We start from the raw sequence: 26,024 nt of genomic DNA on the forward strand, positions 1-26,024 counted from the left end.
CCGCAAACGGCGCATTTCTGACAGCTTGTCTGGTTCGCCGGGGATTGATATCAGGCATGAACGAACCAAGACGCAAGCGCGGCGCCGAGCGCACCAGCAACAGGGGGCCATCGGCCATCCCGCAATTGCCGCTCCGGCGCGTGACCAATCCCTATCCGCCAATGGCAATGCTCTCGGCCGACCAGATCGAGCAGATCCATCAGGCGTCGATGCACATATTGGAGAATTTCGGCATCGAGGTGATGAGCCCGCGCGCGCTGTCGCTGTTCGAGAAGGCCGGCGCCAGCGTCGATCATGCCTCGGCGAATGTCCGCATCGATCGCGGCCTCGTCGCCGAGGCGCTGAAGACCACGCAGTCCAGCTATGTGCTGACGCCGCGCAATCCGGCCAACGCCATTCATCTCGGCGGCAACACCATCAATTTCACGCTCGTCGCCGGGCCGCCCAATGTGCATGACATGGAACGCGGCCGCCGCGCCGGCAATCTGTGCGACTATTCCGACCTCACCCGGCTGGCGCAGCACTTCAACTGCATCCACATGCTCGGCAACCAGGTCTGCGCGCCGGTGGAACTGCCGGCGAATTCCCGCCATCTCGACACCTATTTCACCAATTTGACGCTGACCGACAAGAGTTTCCATGTCTCGGCGATCGGCAGGGGTAGGGCGCTGGACGGCATCGAGATGATGGCGATTGCGCGCGGGCTGACGCTGGACCAGATGCGCGACGATCCCGGGATCACCACCATCATCTCGGTCAACTCGCCGCGCCGCTTTGACGAGATGATGGCCGAGGGGCTGATGACCATGGCCGAGTTCGGCCAGTCGGTGGCGGTGACGCCGTTCACGCTGATGGGGGCGATGAGCCCGGTAACGCTGGCCGGCGCGCTTGCGCAGCAGAATGCAGAGGCGCTGTTCGGCGTAGTGTTGACGCAGTTGGTCCGTCCCGGTGCGCCGGTCATGTACGGCGCCTTCACCTCCAATGTCGACATGAAGTCGGGCGCGCCGGCCTTCGGCACGCCAGAGAATACCAAGGCCAACATCGCCTCGGGGCAATTGGCGCGGCGCTACAATCTGCCCTACCGCACCACGCCGGGTTCGGCCTCCAACGCCGCCGATGCGCAGGGTGCGTATGAGACGCTGATGGCGCTGTGGGGCGCGGTGCTCGGCCATGGCAATCTCGTCTATCATGCCGCCGGCTGGCAGGAGGGCGGACTGACGGCGTCGTTCGAGAAGCTCATCATCGATGTCGAGATGATCCAGCACATGATGGAGTTCCTGCGCCCGATCGAGGTCAACGAGGCGGAGCTTGCCGTCGAGGCTTTGGGCGCGGTGCCGACCGGCGGCCATTTCTTCGGCGAGCCGCATACGCTCGAGCGTTACGCCACCGCCTTCTACCAGCCGATGCTGTCCAATTGGCAGAATTACGAAGCCTGGCAGGAGGCCGGTGGCCTCGACGCCACGGCGCGCGCGACGCGGCTGTGGAAGAAGGCGCTTGAGGACTATGTCGAGCCGGTGATGGATATCGCCGTGCGCGAAGCACTGGAGGCCTACATGGCCAAGCGGCGCGAAACGATCGGGCAAGGCGAACCGTGATGTCTCCCGTTTCGATTCATCTCACCCATCCAACTCACTGATATCAGAGACAAATCCATGAAATCGCATGCAAAGGTCGTGGTCATTGGCGGCGGCGTCGTCGGGTGCTCCGTGCTGTTCCATCTGGCCCGCCATGGCTGGACCGACGTCGTGCTTCTGGAGCGTGACGACCTGACCTCGGGCTCGACCTGGCACGCGGCCGGCGGCATGCACACGATCAATGGCGACCCCAACGTCGCTAAGCTGCAGAAATACACCATCAACCTCTACAAGGAGATCGAGGAGCTTTCCGGCCAGGCGACCGGCGTGCACCTGACCGGCGGTGTGCTTCTGGCGGCGACCGAGGCGCGGCTGGACTGGCTGCGCGGCGTCGTCGCCAAGGGCCGCTATCTCGGCATCGAGCTTGAGGAGATCTCGCCCAGCGAGGCGGCCGAACTGATGCCGCTGCTCGATCCCAAGCAGTTCGTCGGCGCTGTCAGAAACAAGGAGGACGGCCATCTCGATCCGTCGGGGGTGACCCACGCCTATGCCAAGGCGGCGCGCAAACTCGGCGCCGAGGTCGAGCGCTTTACCAAGGTCGAGGACATCGTGCGGCGCGCCGATGGGATGTGGCGCGTCATTACCAACAAGGGCGAGGTGGTGGCCGAGCATGTCGTCAATGCCGGCGGTCTGTGGGCGCGCGAGGTCGGCCGCATGGTCGGGCTCGAACTGCCGGTGCTGGCGATGGAGCACATGTACCTGATTACCGAGGACATGCCTGAGGTCGCCGCCTGGAACGCCAAGACCGGCACGGAGATCATCCACGCGGTCGATTTCGATGGCGAGCTTTATCTGCGCCAGGAGCGTGGCGGCATGCTGATGGGTACCTATGAGAAGGCCAACAAGCCGTGGTCCGAGTTCCAGACGCCGTGGAATTTCGGCCATGAATTGCTGGCACCGGACATCGACCGCATCGCGCCGTCGCTCGAGGTCGGCTTTCGGCATTTCCCGGCGTTCCAGAACACTGGCATCAAGCAGATCATCAACGGCCCCTTCACCTTCGCGCCGGACGGCAACCCGCTGGTCGGCCCGGTGCGCGGTCTGCCGGGTTTCTGGGTTGCTTGTGGGGTCATGGCCGGCTTCAGCCAAGGCGGCGGCGTCGGCCTGGCGCTATCCAACTGGATGATCGAGGGCGATCCCGGCGCCGATATCTGGGCGATGGATGTCGCGCGCTATGGCGACTGGGCGACGATGGCCTACACCAACGCCAAGGTGCGCGAGAACTATTCCAGGCGCTTTTCGATCCGCTTCCCCAATGAGGAACTGCCCGCCGGGCGGCCGCTGAAGACGACGCCGGTCTATGACCTGCTGTCGGCCAAGGGCGCGCAATGGGGCGTCGCCTATGGGCTGGAGGTGCCGCTCTGGTATGCGCCCGAGGGCGTCAAGGACGAGTTCTCGTGGCGCCGCTCGAGCGATTTCACCCACGTCGCCAGGGAGGTCGCGACCGTTCGCGATGGTGTCGGCGCGTCAGAGATTTCGAGCTTCGCCAAATACAAGGTGGCGGGCGAGGGGGCGGCCGCCTGGCTCGACCGGATGCTCGCCTGCAAGCTGCCCAGGCCCGGCCGCATGACGCTGGCGCCGATGTTGAAGGAAGACGGCAAGCTGATCGGCGACTTTACGCTGGCCAATCTGGATAGCGAAGGCTGGTTCCTCGCCGGCTCAGGCATCGCCGAGCAATACCATATGCGCTGGTTCGAACGGCATCTGCCTGCCGATGGTTCGGTCCGCATCGAGGCGCTGGGACCGAAACTCAACGGCCTGGCGATCGCCGGGCCGAGAGCGCGGGAAGTGCTGGCCAAGGTTAGCCGCGCGGATGTCTCCAACGCCGCGTTTCCCTTCATGGCGGTTGCAACAATGGACATCGGGATGGCGCCTTGCCTGGTCGGCCGCGTCAGCTACACGGGCGACCTCGGCTACGAGATCTGGGTGGCGCCGGAGTACCAGCGCGCCGCTTTCCAGGCCCTGATGGCAGCCGGCGAGGAATTCGGCATCGGTCTGTTCGGCTCGCGGGCGCTGAACGCGCTGCGGCTGGAGAAGAATTACGGTTCATGGGCGCGCGAGTACCGGCCGATCTATGGGCCGCTGGAAGCCGGTCTCGACCGCTTCGTTGCCTACAGCAAGGATGCGGACTTCATCGGCAAGACCGCGGCACTGGCCGAGCGCAAGCAGGGTGGCAAGCTGCGGCTGCGCGCCTTCATCGTCGATGCCGACGACGCCGATGTCATCGGCGACGAACCGATCTGGTTCGACGGCACGGTGCGTGGCTGGGTGACTTCGGGCGGCTACGCGCATCATTCCAAGAAGTCCGTCGCCGTCGGCTATGTGCCGAAGGAGATCGCCGACGAGAGCGACGGCTTCCAGATCGAGCTTTTGGGCAAGCGGCATGCGGCGCGCGTGCAGGCGGCGCCGCTGTTCGACGCCAATTTCGAACGGATGCGCGCCTGAAGCGCTTCGGCTTCGCCGCTGCGCTTCAGACTCTTTCTTATGCATGTCGTCATACCAAAACCGCTGGGCGTGGGCGACATGCATCGGGCGGCTGGTTGAGCGTCAGGCGCTGCGGCGGTTGTCTAGCGCAAAAGCGCCGGCACCGGCAAACACCAGATAGAGGAAGATGAAGCAGAACGAGATCGCCAAATCGCCGCCGTTGTTGATCGGGAAGAAGTCGCGCGGCATGTGTGCCATGAAATAGGCGATCGCCATCTCGCCGGCCAGAAGGAACGCGACCGGGCGGGTAAACAGCCCCAGCGCCAGCAGGATGCCGCCGGCGAATTCGAGAATTGCAGCAGTGAGTGTCAGTCCGGTGAGGGTATGGGGTTGGTCGCTGATGGGAAAATTGAACAATTTCTGGCTGCCGTGCTCGATGAACTGCAGCGCCGTCATGATGCGCAGCACGCCCAGAACCTGCGGCTGATACTTGGCGAGGCTTTCGAAAAGCTTCATAAATGGCTCCATTTGTCGCTTCCCGACCGGCCATAGATTGTCGCTGGGCAACGGACCATTCACTTCCCATGCCATGCCATCAACAATCGGTGATTGGAAATGCTCCCCGGTTTGACCTTTCATATTGTTCTCGTGGGGGTTGTATTTGTAACGCTATGGTTGTATCCCTAATATGGACATTCCGAACAGCTGGGTTCCCTTGGTCATGAAAAAAGTCGTCGTCAGCCTATTCGCAATCCTTGCAGGGACCAGCTTTGCCATGGCCGAGGATGCCGGCTGCGAGGCCTTCAAATGGCCGGTGACGCGGGAACAGGCGCTGTTTGCCGCAGCGCCTGCGACGCCGTCCGGAGCGACCTTGGTGGTGGGTGCTGCCGCGGATCTGGCACTGGTGCCGGCGGAGAAAGCCGGTTTCGCGCTGCCGCCCGAACGCGCGCCCGCATCAGGCACGTTCGGTGCCGTCGCCAGCGTGGAGGTGCCGGCCGAGGGGGCCATTCAGATAAGTCTGTCAGGCGAGGCCTGGATCGATGTCATTCAGGACGGCCACGCCATGAAGTCAGTGGGCTATAGCGGTGTGAAAACCTGCCCCGGCATCCGCAAGAGCGTGCGTTTCAAGCTCGCGGCCGGACCCGCCACCGTCCAGTTCAGCGGCGCGAAAAAGGCAGACCTGAAGGTCGCGGTGCTGGTGCCGGAATAGGTCGGCGCCAGGACCGAGGAATACGGCCTTTCATCGGTGGTGCGATGAAAGGCCGTCTCTTTGCGCCAGATGGCGCTGATCGCCGTCAGCGCACCGGCGCCATCAGTGCGAAATGGGCGCCTTGCGGGTCCTGGCATTGGACGATCCAGCTGCCGCCGGGAACCTCCATCGGGCCCATCAGGATCGTGCCCCCATTGTCGGTCACGCGTTTCGCCGCCGCGTCGATGGCCGCAACGTTGAAGTAGAACTGCCAGACCGGGACTGGGATCTGCTGTGGCTTGTTCATGATGCCGCCGCCGGATTCGGGGCCGGCTGTGAAGGTCTGGTAGGTGCCCATCGGGCCCATGTCGAAATCGCCGGCATTGGCCCAGCCAAACTGGCCGGAATAGAAATCGAACGCGGCCTTCCAGTCCGATGTGTAAAGCTCGTGCCAGCCGATATGGCCCGGTGTGCTGGCCGGCACGATGGGCTGGTCCGGGCCGTTCGGCTGCAGGAACATGAAGGTCGCGCCTTGCGGATCGGCGACGACGGCAAAGCGGCCGACGCCCGGAATGTCGTCGGGCTTGCGGTGAACCGCACCGCCGGCTTTCTCCAGCGACGCCGTCGCGGCATCGACATCCTTTGTATGGATGTAGCCGAGCCAGGCGGGCGGCATGCCCATCTTGGCGGCGTCCTCGGGCATCGTCATCAGCCCGCCGACGCCACGCTCGCCGACATTCATGACGATGTAGCGCGGCATGCCAGGGGCCTTGTCGAAAGGCTGCGCAGTCCAGCCGACCACATTGGTGTAGAACGCCTCGGCGGCGTCGAGATCGGTGGTCAACAATTCGTACCAGAAAAAGGGCATCGGGGATTTTGGCATGGTCGGTCTCCTCACCGGTTATGCATCGATCGTCGGTCGATCCATCCTAGGACGATCTTCACGACGGAAATCCGACAATCGCCCAAACAAGAATGTCGATCCACGACAAGCGTTCCCGGGTTGCGCGCCCACCGGTTTTCGATTTCTCTGCGGTGGAGAGGGGATGTCGTTTCATGCGCCGGATGTCGCTCACGCCTGAGCTTGTCGCACTGTGCCATCGGGAGGAGGCCGATCCTGGCCCTGACCCGAGCTGGACGGAGTTGAAAGACGAGGATTTCCGGCCCCTTGCCTTGCGGCTGTCCGATGAAGCCGACGAGGGGCCGCTATGGGTGTTCGCATATGGGTCGCTGATCTGGAAGCCGGAGTTCGAGTCGGTCGAGCAGCAACTCGCCACGGCCTTTGGCTGGCACCGCTCCTTCTGCCTCGACATGGTGCGTTGGCGCGGCAGCGCCGAGCAGCCGGGGCTGATGATGGCGCTCGAACGGGGCGGACGGTGCAACGGCGTCATCTACCGTTTGCCGGAGGGCGAAAAACCCGCTCAGATCGAAAGGCTGCTGCGGCGCGAGATCAGCGACCACGAAAGTATCGACACGGTCAGGTGGCTGCCGGTGCATACGGCACAAGGGTCGCTGCGCGCGCTTGGCTTCTGGGTTGGCGTGAAGGGCAGGGGAACGTCGCTGAAGCAGCCGCTGGACAAGGTGGCGAGCGTGCTGGCCAGAGCCTGCGGGCACATCGGATCCGGCGCCGAATATCTCTACAACACGGTCAGTCATCTCGAAGCGTTCGGCATCCACGACCGCAATCTGTGGCGGTTGCAGGAACTGGTCGCGGACGAGGTCCGGGCTATCCATGGCCATGCTGTCGAGCCCAGCCATTCGCTGGCACTGCAAACGCCATAACATGAGTAAAAATATCATGTTTTATCCAGCCTTTTCAAGGCCTTGCGCCCGAAAATTGACCAATTGATAAAAAAATAAAACGTGCTAGCCTTCCCCAAAACAAAACATGGGGAACTGACGATGCCAGAAGGCCAGTTCAAGGAAGGCATTGCCGGCGGCCGGCTCCAAGCCGACCAGTATGCGGACAATTTTTCCGACCTGCACCCGCCGCTCGATCACCACGAGGCGCTGGTCGAATCCGACCGCTGCTATTTCTGCTACGACGCGCCGTGCATGAATGCATGCCCGACCTCGATCGACATTCCGCTGTTCATCCGCCAGATATCGACCGGCAACCCGATTGGTTCTGCCAAGACGATCTTCGACCAGAACATTCTGGGCGGCATGTGCGCCCGCGTCTGTCCGACCGAGACGCTGTGCGAGGAGGTCTGCGTGCGCGAGGTGGCGGAAGGCAAGCCGGTGCAGATCGGCCGCCTGCAGCGCTATGCCACCGATGTCGCGATGAGCGAGAACAAGCAGTTTTACCAACGCGCCGATGCCACCGGCAAGACGGTCGCCGTGGTCGGCGCAGGGCCGGCAGGCCTCGCCGCCGCACACCGGCTCGCTCGCCATGGCCATGACGTGACCATTCTTGAGGCGCGGCCGAAGGCCGGCGGGCTCAACGAATACGGCATCGCCGCCTACAAGAGCGTCGATAATTTCGCCCAGGCCGAAGTCGACTACGTCACCGCCATCGGCGGCATCGACATCCAGAACGGCAAGGCGCTTGGCCGCGACTACCAGCTGTCCGACCTGATGCGCAACTACGATGCCGTGTTCCTCGGCATGGGGCTAGGCGGCGTCAATGCGCTGCGTGCCGATGGCGAGGATGCCGACGGCGTCACCAATGCGGTAGAGTTCATTGCCGAACTGCGCCAGGCCAGTGATCTCGCCAGCCTGCCGGTCGGCCGGCGTGTCGTCGTCATCGGCGGCGGCATGACGGCGATCGACGCGGCGGTCCAGTCGAAGCTGCTCGGCGCCGAGGAAGTGACGATCTGCTACCGGCGTGGCCAGGAGCAGATGAACGCTTCCGGGTTCGAACAGGATCTGGCCGCGGCCAACGGCGTCACCATCCGCCACTGGCTGCAGCCGAAGCGGGTGATTGCCGAAGGCGGCAGGGTGTCGGCCATCGAACTCGAATACACCGCCATGGACGGCGACAGGCTTGCCGGCACCGGCGAGAGGCTGACACTGGTCGCCGACCAGGTGTTCAAGGCCATCGGCCAGAGTTTCGTGCCAGCCGCGCTTAACGGCAGCGGTGCCGAGATCGAGCTCGAAGGCGGCCGCATCAAGGTCGATGCGGAAGGGCGCACCTCGCTCGCCAAGGTCTGGGCCGGCGGCGACTGCATCTTCGGTGGCGACGACCTCACCGTTTCTGCCGTGGCGCAAGGCCGCGACGCGGCGGAGAGCATCCACAGGAGCCTCGCTCAGGGATAGGATCATGGCCACGGTGGAACCGGGCATCGCCCGACACTACGACATATCGGGCCTGGAGGAGCGGATCATTGCCGCGCTCGCCGATAGCGGCGTGGACGTTGCCAATCTGCGTGCAAGCGATCTCGAAGCGGTCGACGAATTTCACATTGGCGGCGTGGCCGCCACCAAGGCACTCGTCGGGCAGATGGGGCTGAAGCCGGGGACAATGCTTCTCGACATCGGGTCGGGCGTCGGCGGGCCGGCCCGCTTTGTCGCCAACAATGTTGGCGCCGATGTTACCGGCATCGACCTCACGCAAAGCTATGTCGATATCGCGGCCAGCCTGTCCGAGCGAACCGGCATGGCGGGCAAGACGCGATTCGTGCAAGGCAGTGCGCTGGACATGCCATTCGCGGATGCCAGCTTCGATGCGGCGATCATCCTGCATGTCGGCATGAACCTCCCCGACAAGCCGGGACTGATGAGCGAGGCCGCCCGCGTGCTGCGGCCGGGCGGCGTTTTCGCCGTCTACGATGTGATGCGGCTGAAGGACGGCGCGCTAACCTATCCGCTGCCATGGGCGTCTGATGAAACCATGTCCTTCGTTGCCACCCCGGACGACTATCGCTCGGCGGCCGTCGCTGCAGGGTTCTCTGTGATCGCCGAGCGGCCGCGCGGCGGCTTTGCCATCGAGTTCTTTGCCACGATGCGTGCGCGCCTGGCAGCCGCGCAAGCGGAAGGCAGCAAGCCGCCGCCCGGCGTCGGCCTCGTCATGGGCGAGGACGCCCGCACCAAGATCGCCAATCTCACCGCCGCACTTGAAGGCGGCATTCTTGCACCCGTCGAACTGCTCCTTCGTCTCGGTTGAAAGGGACCTGTCATGGCAGACATCCGCAATAATTTCGTCGGCATCAAATCGCCCAATCCGTTCTGGCTGGCCTCGGCGCCGCCCACCGACAAGGCCTACAACGTCATCCGCGCCTTCAAGGCCGGCTGGGGTGGGGTTGTCTGGAAGACGCTTGGCGAGGAAGGTCCGCCGGTGGTCAACGTCAACGGCCCGCGTTACGGCGCGATCTGGGGCGCCGACCGGCGATTGCTCGGCCTCAACAACATCGAGCTGATCACCGACCGCGATCTGCAGGTCAATCTGCGCGAGATCAAGCAGGTCAAGAAGGACTGGCCCGACCGCGCCATCGTAGTCTCGCTGATGGTGCCATGCGTCGAGGAGAGCTGGAAGGCGATCCTGCCGGTGGTCGAGGAGACGGAAGCCGACGGCATCGAGCTCAATTTCGGCTGTCCGCATGGCATGTCCGAGCGCGGCATGGGTGCCGCCGTCGGCCAGGTGCCGGAATACATCGAAATGGTGGTGCGCTGGTGCAAGGCCAACACCCGCATGCCCGTCATCACCAAGCTGACGCCCAACATCACCGATGTGCGCAAGCCGGCGCGTGCCGCGCTTGCCGGCGGCACCGACGCGGTGTCGCTGATCAACACCATAAATTCGATCACAGGCGTCGACCTCGACAGTTTCGCGCCGCAGCCGACCATCGACGGCAAGGGTTCGCATGGCGGCTATTGCGGCCCTGCGGTGAAGCCCATCGCCATGAACATGGTGGCCGAGATCGCGCGCGATCCCGAAACCCACGGCTTGCCGATCTCCGGCATCGGCGGCATCACCACCTGGCGTGACGCGGCCGAGTTCATGGCGCTCGGGGCCGGCAATGTGCAGGTCTGCACGGCGGCGATGACCTACGGCTTCAAGATCGTGCAGGAGATGATCGCCGGTCTCGAAAACTGGATGGACGAGAAGGGGCATGCCTCGCTCGACGACATCGTCGGCCGCGCCACGCCCAACGTCACCGACTGGCAGTACCTCAACCTCAACTATGTCGCCAAGGCACGTATCGACCAGGACGCCTGCATCCAATGCGGCCGCTGCCACATTGCCTGCGAGGACACTTCTCACCAGGCGATCACCAGCATGGTCGACGGCAAGCGGCATTTCGAGGTGATCGAGGCCGAGTGCGTCGGCTGCAATCTGTGCGTCAATGTCTGTCCGGTCGAGAACTGCATCACCATGGAGCCGCTCGCGGCAGGCGCGATGGACCAGCGTACCGGCAAGCCAGTGTCGCCGATCTATGCCAACTGGACGACGCACCCGAACAACCCGATGGCCAAGGTGGCGGCGGAGTAAAGGGCAGCCATTCGTCGAAAAAAGCGACGCCTTCGGGCGCCTTTTTTCATTTTTCCTATTGCAGATAGAAATTATCCACGATAAAAATTATCCATGAATTGGAGATCAACACAATAAAGCTGGGCGAGGGCGTTGAAGCAGCCATCCACTGCGCCGCCATGCTGGCCGGCGTCGAGGGCGAAGCGACCATGCCGGGCGCCGCGCTGGCGGAGGCATTTGGCCTGTCGCCAAGCTATCTCCTGAAGCATCTCAACATGCTGAGCGCTGCGCGCATCCTGGAATCGGTGCCGGGACCGGCCGGCGGCTACCGGCTGGCGCGGCCGGCCGAGCGCATAACGCTGCTCGATATCGTGCTGGCGGTCGAAGGGCGTGAACCGGCCTTCCGGTGTGGCGAGATCCGCCGCAACGGTCCGACCAGGCTAGACGCCTCGGCTTATGTCAAACCCTGCGGCATCAATATCGCGATGCTGAAGGCCGAGAAGGCCTACCGCGCCGCACTCGCCGAAGCGAAGCTGTCCGACATCGTGGCGGAATACGTGACCGATGCGGATCCGCGTTCGGTTGCTGCCGGCTGCGCCTTCGTGGCGCGCCATCAGCGGCCACAGAAATCCAGTTCAACCAAGCAAGCGTAAAGGACATCAGATGAAACAGAGGCTCCAGTTCTTCGCCAAAGCGCCGGAAATCATGAAGGCGGTGTCGGCGCTCAACAAGGCGGTCGACGAATGCGGGCTCGAGGTGAGCCTGCTGCACCTGATCAAGCTCAGGGCATCGCAGATCAATGGCTGCTCGTTCTGCGTCGAGATGCACAGCCGCGAGGCCAGGCGCGACGGCGAGACCGAGCAACGGCTCTATCTGGTTTCGGCCTGGAAGGAATCGCCGCTGTTTTCCGAGCGTGAGCGCGCCGCCTTAGCCTGGACCGAGGCCGTTACCCTGATCGCTGACAATGGCGTGTCGGACGAACTCTATGCAAAGACGCTCCAGCATTTCTCGGAAGAGGAACTGGTCAAGCTGTCGGTCGCGCTCGGCATGATCAACACCTGGAACCGGCTCTGCATCCCGTTCCACGCCATCCATCCAGTGGCGACGGCCAAAGCTGCCTGATTGACAGGCTTTGACTTGGGGCGTCGTCGAGGAGGCGGCGCTCCAACTGTTTTGAAAGGGAGAGTTTGATGCCGATCGATTTGCCTTCGACCTTGTTGTTTCTTGGCCGGTTGTTGCTCGGCGGCGCCTTCGTCTTCGCCGGCCTGCGAAACATCCAGAACGCGGCCTTCCTGACCCATCTGATGGCCGCGCGCGGCGTGCCGCAGGCGCGGTTGGCGCTATGGGCCGGCATTGTCCTGCAGATCATTGCCGGCGTCTTGGTAATGGCGGGCTTCTGGACCGCAATTGCCTGTGCGGTGCTGGTCGTGTTCCTCATCGTTGCCACGCCAATGTTCCACAATTTCTGGGATCATCAGGGCCCGGACCGGGCGTCGCGCATCAACGGATTCGTCGGCAATGTCGCACTGGGCGGTGGTTTTCTGATGCTGATCGCTCAGTCTGTTTGACAGATCGGGCGGCGGTCTTGCAGCCATTGTCATTTCCTGGATGCGTGTTTCCATAGTGACCGCTGGCCCGTAGCCCCCGACGGCATCGATCTTAAATCGGAACCAATCGAGCCGTTGATGCATTTCGCACCTGTATGCCGAGCATCCCGGGATGAAATATGAAAATTGCCCATGTCGCGCCGCTTTATGAATCGGTGCCACCCAGACTTTATGGCGGCACGGAACGCATCGTCTCGTATCTGACCGAGGCGCTGGTCGACCTAGGCCATGAGGTGACGCTGTTTGCCAGCGGCGACAGCCAGACCTCCGCAAAGCTGGTCGCCGGCCGGCAATGCGCGCTTCGCCTCGATCCGCGTCCGCTCAAATCCGAGATTGCGGCGCATCTTTCGATGCTTGCGCAGGTGCGGGAACGGGCGCGCGAGTTTGACGTCATCCACTTCCACCTCAGCCACTTCTTGCACTTTTCCTTCTTCGAGGACATGGCGGGACGGACGGTGACGACCCCGCATGGCAGGCTGGACTATGTCGACCTGGCGCCGGCCTATGAGCGGTTCCCGCGCTTCCCGATGATTTCCATTTCGCGCAGCCAGAAGACAGGCCTTGCCAGGGCCAACTGGCTGGCAACGATCCACCACGGACTGCCGACCGGTGTTTACGAACCGACGTTCGAGACGAAGGCGCAAGAACCCTATCTTGCCTTCCTCGGCCGGTTTTCACGCGACAAGCGCCCGGATCGCGCCATCGAGATCGCCTTGCGCTCCGGGCTCAAGCTGAAGCTTGCGGCAAAGATCGGCGACGACGACCGAGCCTATTTCCACGAGGTGGTCGAGCCTTTGATCGACGGCGATCGCATCGACTATGTCGGCGAGATCGAGGAGGACCAGAAGGCGGAATTTCTCGGCAACGCGGCCGGCCTGCTGTTTCCGATCGACTGGCCGGAGCCGTTCGGCCTTGCCGCCATCGAGGCAATGGCCTGCGGCACGCCGGTGATCGCCTGGAATTGCGGCGCGCTGCCCGAGATCATCGATCAAGGCGTCACCGGCTTTATCGCGGATTCGTTGGATGGCGCGGTCGCCGCGGTGCCGGACTTGCTGCAGCTCGACAGGCGAAAGGTGAGAGGCGTCTTCGAAAAGCGGTTTTCCGCCAGAAGAATGGCCGGCGACTACCTGGCCGCCTATGCGCGCCTGCTCGGTGTCCCGAGCGAGGCGAAGGCGTCGTGAGCAGCGACGCGCTCGATCTATGGGAATGAAACGACAGGGATTTGTGACGAATGGCCCAACTCGATGAGCGCCAGCTCGATCCCGCCGTCGCGCTTGCCTCGCTCGACGCGACCGCGCCTCGTGAGCCGCACCGGCTGTTTGCGCTCAAGCAGGGTGACTGCTTTGCGGTTGCCGATGCCTATGGCGACATACGCGGCGCTGGCGACGGTTTCTTCCGCGACGACACACGGGTGCTCTCGGAGTTCCGGCTGACCGTCGGTGGCAGGCAGACATCGCTGCTTGGCGCCTCGCTCAGCCAGGACAATGTGCTGTTCACCACCAACCTGACCAACCTGCCGATGCTCAGCGCCAGCGGTCGCGATATTCCGCAGGGAGCCATTCATGTCGAACGCGTCCGGCTGCTCTGGCAGGACAGGCTGTTCGAACGCATCACCCTTTCCAACTACAGTCGGGAAACCTCGACAATCGGCGTTTCCCTGCACTTTGCCGCTGATTTCCGTGACATGTTCGAAGTGCGCGGCTCGACACGGCTGCGGCGCGGCATGACCCATATGGCCGAGATGGATGCGACATCCGTCCTGTTGCGCTACGACGGGCTGGACGGGCTGGCGCGCGCGTCGGCGATCTCGTTCTCGCAGGCACCCGATCAACTGACAGCCGACCGCGCCGATTTCCTGCTCGCGGTGACCAAGCGCAGCAGCAAGGTGCTCTATGTCGAGGTCGGTTCCGAGGTGGCGGATGCGCCCGATCGCGACCGTTTCCGCGCCGCCGCCGCCCGGGCCCGCTTTGGCATGCGGGCCAAGCGGCGCCATGGCGCGACGGTGCACAGTTCCGGTCGCGTCTTCAACGACTGGGTCGAGCGCGCCCGCGCCGATGTCGCGCTGCTGACCACCGAGCTTGCGACCGGACCCTATCCCTATGCCGGCATCCCCTGGTTCTCGACGGCATTCGGCCGTGACGGCGTCATCTCGGCGCTGCAGATGCTCTGGCTCAATCCCGGCCTGGCGCGGGGCGTGCTGGCCTTCCTAGCCCAGCACCAGGCGACGGAGACGTCGCCGTTCAGCGATTCGCAACCGGGCAAGATCATGCACGAGACCCGCAAGGGCGAGATGGCGGCGCTGCGGGAGCTTCCGTTCGGCCGCTACTATGGCGGCGTCGATACGACGCCGCTCTACATCCATCTCGCCTGTGCCTATGCCGATCGCACCGGCGATATGGCGTTCATCGACAGCCTGTGGCCGTCGCTGTGCGCGGCGGCCGAATGGACGGAGGAGGCGGGCCGCGAGACCGGATTCGTGACCTACCAGCGGGCAGCCGAGTCCGGCCTCGCCAACCAGGGCTGGAAAGACAGCTTCGATTCCGTCTTTCATGCCGATGGTCGCATTCCCAAGGGTCCGATAGCGCTGGTCGAGGTGCAAGGCTATGTCTTTGCCGCCTTCCGGGGGCTGGCGGCGCTCGCCCGTCGCCGTGGCGAGGATGAGAGAGCCGATCACTGGGACAGCCTCGCCGAGGCGATGCGGGCGGCGGTGGAACGCGATTTCTGGCTGGACGACCTTGGCTTCTATGCCTTGGCGATCGATGGTGCCGGCGAGCCCTGCAAGGTGCGGACCTCGAATGCGGGCCATCTCCTCCTTGTCGGGCTTCCGGAGCCGGCGCGGGCGCAGATGGTCGCCGATCAGCTTCTTTCGGCCTCCTTCCATTCCGGCTGGGGGTTGAGGACACTTGCCGACGATGCCGTGTTCTTCAATCCGATGTCGTACCACAATGGCTCGATCTGGCCGCATGACACCGCCATGTGCGGCGCCGGGCTGGCGCGCTATGGCGAGCGCGACAGCGTGGTTCGCCTGATGAGCGGCACGTTCGAATCCGCGGTCCATTTCAACATGCGGTTGCCCGAACTGTTCTGCGGTTTTACCCGCGCGCCGGGCGAAGCGCCGATCGCCTATCCCGTCGCTTGCCTGCCGCAAGCGTGGTCGGCGGGGTCCGCCTTCATGCTGATGCAGGCCTGCCTCGGGCTGGAAATCGATGGCTGGGATGGCGAAATCCGCGTCACCCGTCCGAGGCTGCCAATCGGCATCGACACACTCACGCTGCGACATCTGGGCGTCGGCGAAAGAGTGGTCGATCTCACGTTCCAGCGCGTCGGCGACCGTGTCGTCGCCTTCCTCGCCGACCGGCATGAAGGCCTGGTGCCGCTCATCGTCAGAACATGATCCGAGCCAGATTGGCTGGAACCGATCGCCGCCTTGTGCGTTGCAAAATACAGGTTCGGACGGCGACTAGGTCGCCGCGGACAGTTTCAAATCGGAAACACGAACAAAAAGGCCGCCGTACGGCCTGAGGTGAGTTGGCATTCCAATGACAGATTATGGTGCGGGCCTGCTTTGGGTCCTGATCCTCGCGAGCCTCGGTCTTTCCGCTCTTGCCGTTTTCTTCTCCATATCGCGGCAACGCCGCAGTCAGCCGCCAACGGTAGCACATCCGGCCGGTGAGGACGTGACCGCGGAAGCGGCGCGCAAGATCATACGGGAGTTCGAAAAGAACGGCCAGAATGGCCAATCGGCCGATGCCGCCCTGGTGACATGGTCGCCCGAAACATTGCGCAAGATACTGGCCGACGATCTGCCCGATGCGCAGGTCATCGTGGTCTCCAACCGCGAACCGTACATTCACAACGTCAGCGGTAACGGCGTCGAACTGCTTGTGCCGGCCAGCGGGCTGGTTTCGGCGCTGGAACCGATCACGCGCGCCTGCGCTGGGACCTGGATCGCCTATGGCGGCGGAACCGCGGACCGTCTCATGGTCGACAAGGACGACCGGGTACAGGTGCCGCCCGGCAATCCGTCCTACACGCTGCGCCGGGTCTGGCTGACGGAGGAAGAACATCAGGGCTACTATCTCGGCTTCGCCAATGAGGGCCTGTGGCCGCTTTGCCATATCGCCTTCACCCGGCCGATCTTTCGCGCCTCGGACTGGGAGGCCTATGAAGCCGTCAACCGGAAGTTCGCCGAAACGGTGGTGGCCGAGGCGCGCAACGAGCGACCGATCGTGCTGGTCCAGGACTACCATTTCGCGCTGCTGCCGCGGATGATCCGCGAGCGCCTGCCCGACGCGATCGTCATCACCTTCTGGCACATCCCGTGGCCGAACTCGGAAGTGTACAGCATCTGTCCATGGCGTGAGCGCATCCTTGAGGGGCTGCTGGGCAGCTCGATCATCGGTTTCCACACCCAGTTCCACGCCAACAATTTCACCGAAAGCGTCGATCGCTTCCTGGAAAGCCGCATCGAGCGGGCCGATGCGGCCATCTCCTATGGCGGGCAGACGACGCTGGTGCACGCCTATCCCATCTCCATAGAATGGCCGGCGGACCTCCTGGCAAGATTGCCTGATGTCGACGACTGCCGGGCCCGCCTGCGTGACAGGTTCGGGCTGAAAGCGGATGTGAAGCTTGGCGTCGGCGTCGAGCGTCTCGACTACACCAAGGGCATTCTGGATCGGTTTCAGGCGCTCGACGAATTGTTCAAGCGATACCCGGAATGGATCGGAAAACTGGTTTTCCTGCAGATCGCTGCACCCAGCCGCGGCACGCTCCCGGCTTACAAGCTGCTCCACGACGAATGTCACCGCTACGCCGAAGAGCTCAACGAGCGTTACGGCAGCGAAGGCTACAAGCCGGTACTCATGGTGGCCGAACATCACTCGCAGGAACAGGTCTATGAGATCTACCGCGCCGCCGACATATGCATGGTCACCAGCCTGCATGACGGCATGAACCTGGTCGCCAAGGAATTCGTTGCGGCGCGCGACGACGAACAGGGCATCTTGATGCTCAGCACGTTCGCTGGTGCCTCGCGCGAATTGCTGGAGGCGCTGATCGTCAACCCCTACGATGCCGCCATGATGAGCGAGGCGCTACTGCAGGCGCTGACCATGACGCCCGACGAACAGCGCGAGCGCATGCGGCCGATGCGGCAGATGGTCCGCGACAACAATGTCTATCGCTGGGCCGGCAGCATGCTTCTGGATGCGGCGCGGTTGCGCAAGCGCGGTGACCTCGATCGGGTGACCGGTGCCGGCGACCGGCCGCCAGGCATGGACAATGTCGTTTCCATGTTCGAGCGCAAACGGGTGGCAATGTGATGAGCGAGACCCTGGAAAATGTGAGCGAGACCCTGCAGAAGCCACAGGCCTTGCTGACTGGCGAATGGGCGTTGTTCCTCGACATTGACGGCACTCTGCTTGAGCATGCGGAACACCCGGACGCGGTCTCGGTCAGCGACGAACTTCGCTCCTTGCTGCAAGGCCTGGATCACAAGCTGAACGGGGCATTGGCCGTTATCACGGGCCGCTCGGTTGCGGCCGTTGATCAGCTTTTTCAGCCTTTGAAGCTGCGCGCGGCCGGGCTTTATGGCCTGGAACACAGACTTCTGCCGGACGACGATGTGGAAGTCGCGGGAGAGCCGGCGGATATTGCTGCTCTTGCTGACGAGATCGAGGCTGAACTCGGCCGTGGGCAGGCCTATATCGAGCGCAAAGGCCGGGTTCTCGCCATCCATACGCGCGCTGCCCCGCACCTGCTTCCGCGCGCAACGCAGCTTGTCGAACAGGCGCTGGCCAGCCTGCCCGAGGGCTACCGCGTGGTTGCCGGCAATGCCGGCGTGGAGCTGCTGCCGCTAGAGGCGGCCAAGGGTGCTGCGATCCGGCGGTTCATGCGTATCGCGCCCTTCACAGGCCGCCGCCCGGTCTTCCTGGGCGACGACACGCCGGACGAAAACGGCTTCGAAGCTGTCAACGATGCCGGCGGCATATCGATACGGATCAAACCACCAGCGCTTACCACCGCGCGGTTTGGCCTTGCCGGCGTTACCGAAACGCTCGCCTGGCTGAGAGGCCAACTTTAGGTCCAGCCGAGACAAGCAACCGCGGCCACTTTTGGGCGATGTGGATCAAGCCGCAAATCGCAGGCCGCCGTCGCAGGTCAGCACCTGACCGGTCATGAAGCCGTTGGAGACGAGAAAGGCGATTGCGCCGGCGACGTCCTCGGCGCGGCCGATGCGGCCGACCGGGGTCTTGCCGGCATATTCGGCAAAGATCGCTTGCCGCTGCTCCTCGGCGAGAAAATCCCACCAGGGCGTGTCGATGACGCCAGGCGCCACGACATTGACGCGCAGCGGCCTCAGTTCCATGGCCAGGATCGGCACCACGGTCAGAAGCATGCCGTTGATGGCGGCGATGCCGGCGACGCCCGGCGTCGCAAGCTGAGCCGATACTGCCGAGATGAAGGTGGCCGATCCGCTCTTGTTCAGCGTCGGCAAGGCGGCCTGCAGGCATGACAGTTGCGGGCGGACTTTCTCGTCGACGCCGCTGCCGATGTCGGTCAGGTCAAGCGTCTGGAAGGGGCCAAGGCCCTTGCCGCCGCTGGCTGCCAGGACCAGATGGTCGAAGGGGCCGAGGCGTTCGAAGAACTGGCTGACTTCGTCCGGCTTCGAGGCATCGAACGCAGCCTTTTCGACGGCCCCGCCGAGGCTCTTCCACGCGCCGTTGAGCCGATCCTGGTTGCGCCCGGTGATGGTCACCTTCATGCAGGGACCAAGTAGTTTGCGCGCCGTCGCCAGACCGATGCCGGACGAGCCGCCGATGACGACGGTGTGCTGGATTGTCGTGGTCATGAATGCTGTTCCTTCGATGTCGGTGAGGCGAGGCCGACGAGGTCGAGGCTCAAGGCTCGCAACTGTTGTCTTGCCTTGGCGTCGTAGGTCTGGGCGTCGGCGCGGGATTCCCGCAGGCCGTCGAAATAGAGGCCGCTGCGTCCTTCCAGGGACGATGAGGTCGCGAGGTTGAGGATGGCGTCGGCACCGGTTTCGACCGAACTCCATGGCGTCACGCCTGCCTGGCGGACCATGGTGGTGTTCATGTAGCTGGCCGGATGCAGCGCGTTGACCGTAACGCCTGTCCCTCTCAGCTCCTGCGCGAGGTCGACGGTGAACAGGATCTGCGCCAGCTTGCTCTGGCAGTAGGCGCGCACGCCGTCGTAGCTGCGGGTCAGCATGACATCGCCGAAGTCGATCGCCTGCTGTCCGGCCGAGGCGACGTTGACGATGCGCGCCGGAGCGCTTGCCTTCAGCAATGGCAGAAGTTCCGACGTCAGCAGGAAACCGGCGAGATAGTTGACCGCAAAGCGCAGCTCATAGCCGTCGGCGCTGACCTGCCGCTTGGCACCTTGGCCTGCGGTGCCGATGCCGGCATTGTTGATGAGGATGTCGAGCCGGTCCGTCCTGGCGCGCACGGCTTCGGCGAGCCGGCGCACCTCGGCCAGTGAAGAGAGGTCGGCGACCAGCAGCTCGGCCTTGCCGCCGGCGGCTTCGATGTCGGCGACGGTCGCCTTGCCGCGTGTCGCATCGCGGCCATGCACCAGCACACGGGCGCCACCAGCGCCAAGCCGTCGCGCGACGACGCGGCCGACGCCGTCGGTTGACCCGGTGACGAGGATTGTCTTGTCTTTGAGTTCCATATTCGGAACCTCCGTTCTGTTGCTCTGAACGGAAGATGGAACAGCCAGCGCGCGCCAAACAGTTCAAACTTTATCCTGGTATCAATACTGCTATAATAGGCTCATGGAATCCCAATCTCACTCTGCCCTCACTCGCTCTGCCCCCACTCACTCCGCTGAAGACAGCCGCCGGCGCGAGTTGGGCGCCTTCCTGCGCTCGCGCCGTGAAAGGCTGACGCCATCGGCCACAGGCATTGCCACCGGCCTCAGACGTCGCACGCCCGGGCTGCGGCGCGAGGAGGTGGCGATGATCGCCGGCGTCGGCACGACCTGGTACACATGGCTGGAGCAGGGGCGAGAGGTCAGGCCCTCGGTCGAGGTGCTGACCGCGCTTGCCGAGGCGCTGCGCCTCGACGGCGCCGAAAAACAGCATCTGTTCATCCTCGCCGGCCGCCAGCAGCCGGAGCGTCGCGCCGTGGCGCCGGAAAAGGTCGACGGCCCCTTGCTGCACATGCTGCAAAGCCTGGTGCTGCAGCCGGCCTATGTCGTCGGCCGGCGCTGGGATGTGCTGGCCTGGAACCCGGCGGCGGTGGCCGTGTTCGGCGACTATGGTCTGCTGGAAGGTGATGCCCGCAACATCGTCCACATGGTCTTCACCAATCCGCACCACCGGCGGCTGCTGGTCGACTGGGAGCAACTGGCGCGCATCGTGCTGGCCTCGTTCCGGGCCGCAAGCGCCAGATATGTCGGCGATCCGGATTTCGAGCGGCTGATCGAGTTGATGACGGGCTCGAGCCCGGAGTTCCGCGCCTGGTGGCCGCAGCGCGACGTGGCGCACCGATTGTCGGGGGTGAAGCATGTCCGGCACCCGAGCGCTGGCGCCATGACGTTCGAGCATATGAGCTTGTCGGTCGGCGACGGCTCCGACATGAAGCTGATCGTCTACACGCCGCTTGCCGAGCAGAACTCGGTCGCCAAGCTGCAGACTTTGCTGGACGCGCTGCCGGCCGAACGGCGCAGCGCCTGATAACCGACGAAAGTTAGTTCTTCGGCTTCAGCCCGTCGAGGAACAATTGCTCCAGAAAACGGGCGGCATCCTCGAAACGGCCATCTCCGCCGCGGTCGGGGCCGAGCACGGCGCGGACCTGGACGTCGAAATCGGCATAGTGCTGCGTCGTTGCCCAGATCGAGAAGATCAGGTGCCAGGGGTTGGTCCTGGCGATCTTGCCGGCGCGCATCCAGCTCTTGATGACGGCGGCCTTTTCATCGACCAGCGTTTTCAGTTCACCCGCCAGCAGCGGCATGATGCGCGGCGCCCCTTGCAGGATCTCGTTGGCGAACAGCCGGCTCTCGCGCGGAAAATCGCGTGCCATTTCGAGCTTGCGCCTGATGTAGTTGCGCAATTCGGTCATCGGATCGCCGATGTCGTCCAGCTCTCGCAGCGGCGCCAGCCAGGTGTCGAGCAGGCGCTGCATCAGCGTCTCGTGGATGTCCTCCTTGCGGCGGAAATAATAAAGCAGGTTCGGCTTCGACATGCCGGCGGCTTCGGCGATCTGGTCGATGGTCGAGCCGCGAAAGCCGTTGGTGGAGAAAACCTCGAGCGCCGCCTCCAGGATGAGTTCGCGCTTTTCCTGCTGGATGCGGGTGCGGCGAGGGGCGTTCGTGCTGGTGGTCACCGTTGCCAGCCCTCGCTTTGCCAAACCTCGCGTTCAAGGTCATCTGGACCAATTCTCTGGACCAGTTTTTCCTTGGCCTGTGGAACGCACTTCAGGTGCCGCATTTCCGCTAGTAATCCCTTGACCGCCGACAGGGCGGTGCTAACGTTTGTCCAATCGGTCAAAAATTTGCGTAGCACGAAATCGCAACGAAGACCAAGCGTTGGGCGCACCGAAACAAGTTACAAGGGGAAGTCTTGGTCATGTCCAACCGGCTGAAAGTCACGCCGAACGATCTCAGCGCATTCTGGATGCCGTTCACGGCAAACCGGCAGTTCAAGCAGGCGCCACGCATGATGGTGTCCGCCAAGGACATGCATTATACGACCAGCGACGGCCGCAAGGTACTGGACGGCACCGCCGGTCTGTGGTGCGTGAACGCCGGCCACTGCCGGCCGAAGATCACCGAGGCCATCCAGCATCAGGCGGCCGAGCTCGACTACGCGCCGGCCTTCCAGATGGGCCATCCGATCGTCTTCGAACTGGCCAACCGCCTGGTCGACCTTGCGCCCAAGGGCATGGACCATGTCTTCTTCACCAATTCCGGCTCGGAATCGGTCGAAACGGCGCTCAAGATGGCGATCGCCTATCACCGCGCCAAGGGTGAGGGCTCACGCACTCGCCTAATCGGCCGCGAGCGCGGCTATCACGGCGTCAATTTCGGCGGCATTTCGGTCGGCGGTATTGTCTCCAATCGCAAGATGTTTGGCACGCTGCTCGGCGGCGTCGACCACATGGCGCACACGCATCTGCCCGAGAAGAACGCCTTCACCAAAGGCGTGCCGGAGCATGGCGCGGAACTGGCCAACGAGCTGGAGCGCATCGTCGCCCTGCATGACGCATCGACCATCGCCGCCGTCATTGTCGAGCCGGTCGCCGGTTCCACCGGTGTCATCCTGCCGCCCAAGGGCTATCTGCAGAAGCTGCGCGAAATCTGCACCAAGCACGGCATCCTTTTGATCTTCGACGAGGTCATCACCGGCTTCGGCCGTCTCGGCACGCCGTTCGCCGCCGACTATTTCGGCGTCACGCCCGACATCATGACCACCGCCAAGGGCGTCTCCAACGGCGTCATCCCGATGGGCGCGGTGTTCGTGAAGAAGGAAATCCACGACGCCTTCATGACCGGCCCCGAGCACATGATCGAGTTCTTCCACGGCTACACCTATTCGGGCAATCCGATCGCCTGCGCGGCTGCCCTGGGCACGCTCGATACCTACAAGGAAGAGGGCCTGCTGACCCGGGGCGAGGAGCTGGCGCCCTATTGGGAAGACGCACTGCATTCGCTGAAGGGCGAGCCGAACGTCATCGATATCAGAAACATCGGCCTGATCGGGGCGATCGAGCTGGCGCCGATCGCCGGCCAGCCGACCAAGCGTGCCTTCTCGGCCTTCGTCAAGGCGTTCGAGCGCGGCGCGCTGATCCGCACCACCGGCGACATCATTGCGCTGTCGCCGCCGCTGATCATCACCAAGGGCCAGATCAACGAATTGATCGACCACGTGCGGGATGTTCTGCGCTCGATAGACTAATCTGCCTATACCTGGACGGGTGGCGACGGGAACCGCCGCCCGGCCAGGACATGAAATGAGAGGACTTGGAATGGCCGCACCCGGCGAGAATCTGCGAATCAATTCAGACCGTTTGTGGGATTCGATAATGGAGATGGCGAAGATCGGCCCGGGCATTGCCGGCGGCAACAATCGCCAGACCGTGACCGACGAGGACGGCGAGGGCCGGCACCTGTTCAAGCGCTGGTGTGATGCGGCCGGGCTCGAAATGGGCGTCGACGAGATGGGCACGATGTTTGCCCGCCGCGAAGGCGCCGATCCCAGCCTGCCCCCGGTCTATGTCGGCAGCCATCTCGATACGCAGCCGACCGGCGGCAAGTATGACGGCGTGCTCGGCGTGCTGGGCGGGCTTGAGGTGGTGCGCTCGCTCAACGATCTCGGCATCAAGACCAAACATCCGATCGTCGTCACCAACTGGACGAATGAGGAAGGCGCACGCTTTGCCCCGGCAATGATGGCATCCGGCGTGTTTGCCGGTGTGCTCGACCAGGCCGATGTCTATGAGCATGTCGACAAGCAAGGCAAGAAATTCGGCGAGGAGCTTGAACGCATCGGCTGGAAGGGCACCGAGAAGGTCGGCGACCGCAAGATCCATGCCTTCTTCGAACTGCATATCGAGCAGGGACCGATCCTCGAGGACGAGGGCATCGACATCGGTGTCGTCACCCACGGGCAAGGGCTGAAGTGGCTGCAGGTGACGCTGACCGGCAAGGAGGCGCATACCGGTTCGACGCCTATGCCGAAGCGCCGCAATGCTGGGCTCGGCATGGCCAGGGTGATCGAGCTGGTGCACGAGATCGCCATGGATTACCAGCCCGACGCCGTCGGCGCGGTCGGCCATATGGAGGTGTTTCCCAACTCGCGCAACATCATCGCCGGTCGCACCGTCTTCACCATCGACATCCGCTCGCCGGAAAAGGAAGTGCTGGATGCAATGGACGGCCGCATCCGCGGAGGCATCGACACGATCTGCGAGGCGCTCGACATCCAGTACAAGATCGAACAGGTCGGCGCGTTCGACCCGGTCACCTTCGACGCCGGCTGCGTCAAGGCGATCCGCGACGCCGCCGAACGCCTCGGCTATTCGCACCGCAACATCGTTTCAGGCGCCGGCCATGACGCCTGCTGGATCAATCGCGTCGCGCCGACCGCGATGGTGATGTGCCCTTGCGTCGACGGGCTCAGCCACAACGAGGCCGAGGAAATCTCCAAGGAATGGGCGTCGGCCGGTGCCGACGTGCTGTTCCACGCCGTGGTGGAGACGGCTGTCATCGTGGAGTGAACTTACAAATCCGCATTCCAAACGCCGCTCGCAAAGAAGCGCGAAGAGAACAAGGGAACAAGACATGACCAAAGTTATCAAGAACGGCACCATCGTCACCACCGATCGCACGTGGAAGGCCGATGTGCTGTTCAAGCACGGCAAGATCGTCGCCATCGGTTCGGACCTGCATGGCGACCACGAATTCGACGCCACAGGCTGCTATGTGATGCCGGGCGGCATTGATCCGCACACCCATCTCGAAATGCCGTTCATGGGCACCTATTCGGCCGACGATTTCGAATCCGGAACGCGGGCGGCGCTTGCTGGCGGCACCACGATGGTGGTCGATTTCTGCCTGCCGGCGCCGCAGCAGTCGCTGCTGGAAGCCTTGCAGATGTGGGACAACAAGACTTCGAAAGCATCCTGCGACTATTCCTTCCACATGGCGATCACCTGGTGGGGCAAGCAGGTGTTCGACGAGATGGCCACCGTCGTCGACAAGGGTATCACCTCGTTCAAGCACTTCATGGCCTACAAGGGCGCGCTGATGGTCGACGACGACGAGATGTATGCGTCGTTCCAGCGTTGCGCCGACCTTGGCGCGCTGCCGCTGGTGCATGCCGAGAATGGCGATGTGGTTGCAGCCCTGTCACAGAAGTTGCTTGCTGCCGGCAACAATGGCCCCGAGGGTCATGCCTATTCGCGGCCGCCGGAAGTGGAAGGCGAGGCGACCAACCGCGCTATCATGATCGCCGACATGGCGGGCGTGCCGCTCTATGTCGTGCATGTCTCCTGCGAGCAGAGCCACGAGGCGATCCGCCGGGCGCGGCAGAAGGGCATGCGTGTGTTCGGCGAGCCGCTGATCCAGCACCTGACGCTCGACGAGAGCGAGTATTTCAACAAGGACTGGGACCATGCGGCGCGCCGCGTCATGAGCCCACCTTTCCGTAACAAATTGCACCAGGATTCGCTGTGGGCCGGCCTGCAGGCGGGTTCGCTGCAGGTGGTGGCGACCGACCATTGCGCCTTCACCACCAAGCAGAAGCGCAACGGCGTCGGTGATTTCACCAAGATCCCGAACGGCACCGGCGGGCTTGAGGACCGCTTGCCGGTGCTTTGGACCACCGGCGTCAACACCGGCCGGCTGACGATGAACGAGTTCGTCGCGGTGACCTCGACCAACATCGCCAAGATCCTCAACATGTATCCGAAGAAGGGCGCCATCGTCGAAGGTGCTGACGCCGACATCGTCGTCTGGGATCCGAAGCGCAAGAAGAAGATCTCGTCGAAGAAGCAGCAATCCGTGATCGACTACAATGTCTTCGAAGGGTTCGAGGTGACCGGCCTGCCGCGCTTCGTGTTCTCGCGCGGCGAATTGTCGATCCAGGAGGCTGAGGTCAAGGCCAAGCCGGGGCACGGCGAGTTCGTGGCCCGCGAGCCGAACGCGGCGGTCAACCGGGCGCTTTCGACGTGGAAGGAAATTTCCGCGCCGCGCAAGGTCGAACGCACCGGCATCCCGGCGACCGGGGTTTGAGC

General features: G+C 63.5%; 23 protein-coding genes. 18 read left to right on the forward strand and 5 right to left on the reverse strand.

The window, feature by feature from the left end; all coding sequences use genetic code 11:
* The first annotated feature begins 56 nt into the window (after window positions 1-56).
* The gene (locus AC1DZU_RS17555; protein WP_477286742.1) at window positions 57-1,595 is read left to right on the forward strand and encodes a trimethylamine methyltransferase family protein; all 1,539 of its coding nucleotides are present in this window, start codon (window positions 57-59) and stop codon (window positions 1,593-1,595) included.
* A gap of 57 nt (window positions 1,596-1,652) precedes the next feature.
* Window positions 1,653-4,079 (forward strand): GcvT family protein, encoded by a 2,427-nt coding sequence (locus tag AC1DZU_RS17560; RefSeq protein ID WP_477286744.1) that lies wholly within the window; start codon window positions 1,653-1,655, stop codon window positions 4,077-4,079.
* Window positions 4,080-4,181: 102 nt separating this feature from the next.
* Here AC1DZU_RS17560 and AC1DZU_RS17565 read toward each other — a convergent pair whose 3' ends face one another.
* The gene (locus tag AC1DZU_RS17565) at window positions 4,182-4,574 is read right to left on the reverse strand and encodes a DoxX family protein (protein ID WP_477287054.1); all 393 of its coding nucleotides are present in this window, start codon (window positions 4,572-4,574) and stop codon (window positions 4,182-4,184) included.
* Window positions 4,575-4,779: 205 nt separating this feature from the next.
* On the opposite strand from AC1DZU_RS17565, the gene AC1DZU_RS17570 reads away from it, so the two are divergent.
* Complete coding sequence (locus tag AC1DZU_RS17570; protein WP_477286746.1) at window positions 4,780-5,268, forward strand: hypothetical protein; 489 nt, start codon at window positions 4,780-4,782, stop codon at window positions 5,266-5,268.
* 85 nt (window positions 5,269-5,353) lie between these two features.
* Here the strand turns inward: AC1DZU_RS17570 and AC1DZU_RS17575 are convergent, their stop codons facing one another.
* Window positions 5,354-6,130 (reverse strand): VOC family protein, encoded by a 777-nt coding sequence (locus tag AC1DZU_RS17575; protein WP_477286748.1) that lies wholly within the window; start codon window positions 6,128-6,130, stop codon window positions 5,354-5,356.
* Between the two features lie 173 nt (window positions 6,131-6,303).
* On the opposite strand from AC1DZU_RS17575, the gene AC1DZU_RS17580 reads away from it, so the two are divergent.
* The 11 genes from AC1DZU_RS17580 to otsB all read left to right on the forward strand — a co-directional run bounded on the left by AC1DZU_RS17580 (window position 6,304) and on the right by otsB (window position 18,349).
* Complete coding sequence (locus tag AC1DZU_RS17580; RefSeq protein WP_477286750.1) at window positions 6,304-7,029, forward strand: gamma-glutamylcyclotransferase; 726 nt, start codon at window positions 6,304-6,306, stop codon at window positions 7,027-7,029.
* A gap of 120 nt (window positions 7,030-7,149) precedes the next feature.
* Entirely contained in the window at window positions 7,150-8,505 is a 1,356-nt protein-coding gene (locus AC1DZU_RS17585) for an NAD(P)-dependent oxidoreductase (RefSeq protein WP_477286752.1), read from the forward strand.
* A gap of 4 nt (window positions 8,506-8,509) precedes the next feature.
* Window positions 8,510-9,352: a class I SAM-dependent methyltransferase gene (locus AC1DZU_RS17590; protein WP_477286754.1), complete on the forward strand. Its 843-nt coding sequence runs from the start codon at window positions 8,510-8,512 to the stop codon at window positions 9,350-9,352.
* Window positions 9,353-9,364: 12 nt separating this feature from the next.
* Window positions 9,365-10,678, forward strand: coding sequence for an NAD-dependent dihydropyrimidine dehydrogenase subunit PreA (preA, locus tag AC1DZU_RS17595; RefSeq protein WP_457151189.1), 1,314 nt, complete (start codon window positions 9,365-9,367; stop codon window positions 10,676-10,678).
* A 113-nt stretch (window positions 10,679-10,791) separates the two neighbouring features.
* A complete protein-coding gene (locus AC1DZU_RS17600; protein ID WP_457151188.1) occupies window positions 10,792-11,310 on the forward strand; it encodes an RrF2 family transcriptional regulator in 519 nt (172 codons plus the stop codon).
* A gap of 10 nt (window positions 11,311-11,320) precedes the next feature.
* Window positions 11,321-11,779 carry a carboxymuconolactone decarboxylase family protein gene (locus tag AC1DZU_RS17605; protein WP_477286756.1) on the forward strand — a complete coding sequence of 153 codons (459 nt, stop codon included), beginning with the start codon at window positions 11,321-11,323 and terminating at the stop codon, window positions 11,777-11,779.
* Between the two features lie 68 nt (window positions 11,780-11,847).
* On the forward strand, window positions 11,848-12,225 hold the full coding sequence (locus tag AC1DZU_RS17610) for a DoxX family protein (protein ID WP_477286758.1): 378 nt from the start codon (window positions 11,848-11,850) through the stop codon (window positions 12,223-12,225).
* Window positions 12,226-12,383: 158 nt separating this feature from the next.
* Complete coding sequence (locus AC1DZU_RS17615; protein WP_477286760.1) at window positions 12,384-13,445, forward strand: glycosyltransferase family 4 protein; 1,062 nt, start codon at window positions 12,384-12,386, stop codon at window positions 13,443-13,445.
* Between the two features lie 50 nt (window positions 13,446-13,495).
* Complete coding sequence (locus AC1DZU_RS17620; RefSeq protein ID WP_477286762.1) at window positions 13,496-15,658, forward strand: amylo-alpha-1,6-glucosidase; 2,163 nt, start codon at window positions 13,496-13,498, stop codon at window positions 15,656-15,658.
* A 145-nt stretch (window positions 15,659-15,803) separates the two neighbouring features.
* Window positions 15,804-17,588 (forward strand): alpha,alpha-trehalose-phosphate synthase (UDP-forming), encoded by a 1,785-nt coding sequence (locus AC1DZU_RS17625; RefSeq protein WP_477286764.1) that lies wholly within the window; start codon window positions 15,804-15,806, stop codon window positions 17,586-17,588.
* Complete coding sequence (otsB, locus tag AC1DZU_RS17630; protein ID WP_477286766.1) at window positions 17,588-18,349, forward strand: trehalose-phosphatase; 762 nt, start codon at window positions 17,588-17,590, stop codon at window positions 18,347-18,349. The genes AC1DZU_RS17625 and otsB overlap by 1 nt, the downstream gene beginning before the upstream one ends.
* Before the next feature lie 45 nt (window positions 18,350-18,394).
* Here the strand turns inward: otsB and AC1DZU_RS17635 are convergent, their stop codons facing one another.
* Together AC1DZU_RS17635 and AC1DZU_RS17640 are read right to left on the reverse strand one after the other, a co-directional pair.
* Window positions 18,395-19,117 carry an SDR family oxidoreductase gene (locus AC1DZU_RS17635; RefSeq protein ID WP_477286768.1) on the reverse strand — a complete coding sequence of 241 codons (723 nt, stop codon included), beginning with the start codon at window positions 19,115-19,117 and terminating at the stop codon, window positions 18,395-18,397.
* Window positions 19,114-19,959, reverse strand: a complete 846-nt coding sequence (locus AC1DZU_RS17640) for an SDR family NAD(P)-dependent oxidoreductase (protein ID WP_477286770.1) — start codon at window positions 19,957-19,959, stop codon at window positions 19,114-19,116. The genes AC1DZU_RS17635 and AC1DZU_RS17640 overlap by 4 nt, the downstream gene beginning before the upstream one ends.
* A gap of 103 nt (window positions 19,960-20,062) precedes the next feature.
* Between AC1DZU_RS17640 and AC1DZU_RS17645 the strand changes: the two genes are divergently transcribed.
* Window positions 20,063-20,965: a helix-turn-helix transcriptional regulator gene (locus AC1DZU_RS17645; protein ID WP_477286772.1), complete on the forward strand. Its 903-nt coding sequence runs from the start codon at window positions 20,063-20,065 to the stop codon at window positions 20,963-20,965.
* A gap of 13 nt (window positions 20,966-20,978) precedes the next feature.
* On the opposite strand, the gene AC1DZU_RS17650 is transcribed toward AC1DZU_RS17645, so the two are convergent.
* Complete coding sequence (locus tag AC1DZU_RS17650) at window positions 20,979-21,614, reverse strand: TetR family transcriptional regulator C-terminal domain-containing protein (RefSeq protein ID WP_477286774.1); 636 nt, start codon at window positions 21,612-21,614, stop codon at window positions 20,979-20,981.
* Between the two features lie 242 nt (window positions 21,615-21,856).
* Between AC1DZU_RS17650 and aptA the strand changes: the two genes are divergently transcribed.
* From aptA to hydA, 3 genes are all read left to right on the forward strand, one after another.
* Window positions 21,857-23,185 carry an omega-aminotransferase AptA gene (gene aptA / locus AC1DZU_RS17655; protein WP_095088901.1) on the forward strand — a complete coding sequence of 443 codons (1,329 nt, stop codon included), beginning with the start codon at window positions 21,857-21,859 and terminating at the stop codon, window positions 23,183-23,185.
* A gap of 70 nt (window positions 23,186-23,255) precedes the next feature.
* The gene (locus AC1DZU_RS17660; RefSeq protein WP_477287056.1) at window positions 23,256-24,506 is read left to right on the forward strand and encodes a Zn-dependent hydrolase; all 1,251 of its coding nucleotides are present in this window, start codon (window positions 23,256-23,258) and stop codon (window positions 24,504-24,506) included.
* A 64-nt stretch (window positions 24,507-24,570) separates the two neighbouring features.
* Window positions 24,571-26,022, forward strand: coding sequence for a dihydropyrimidinase (gene hydA / locus AC1DZU_RS17665; RefSeq protein WP_477286777.1), 1,452 nt, complete (start codon window positions 24,571-24,573; stop codon window positions 26,020-26,022).
* The last annotated feature ends 2 nt before the right edge of the window (window positions 26,023-26,024 follow it).

This window comes from Mesorhizobium sp. P2_A12, from assembly GCF_056405075.1.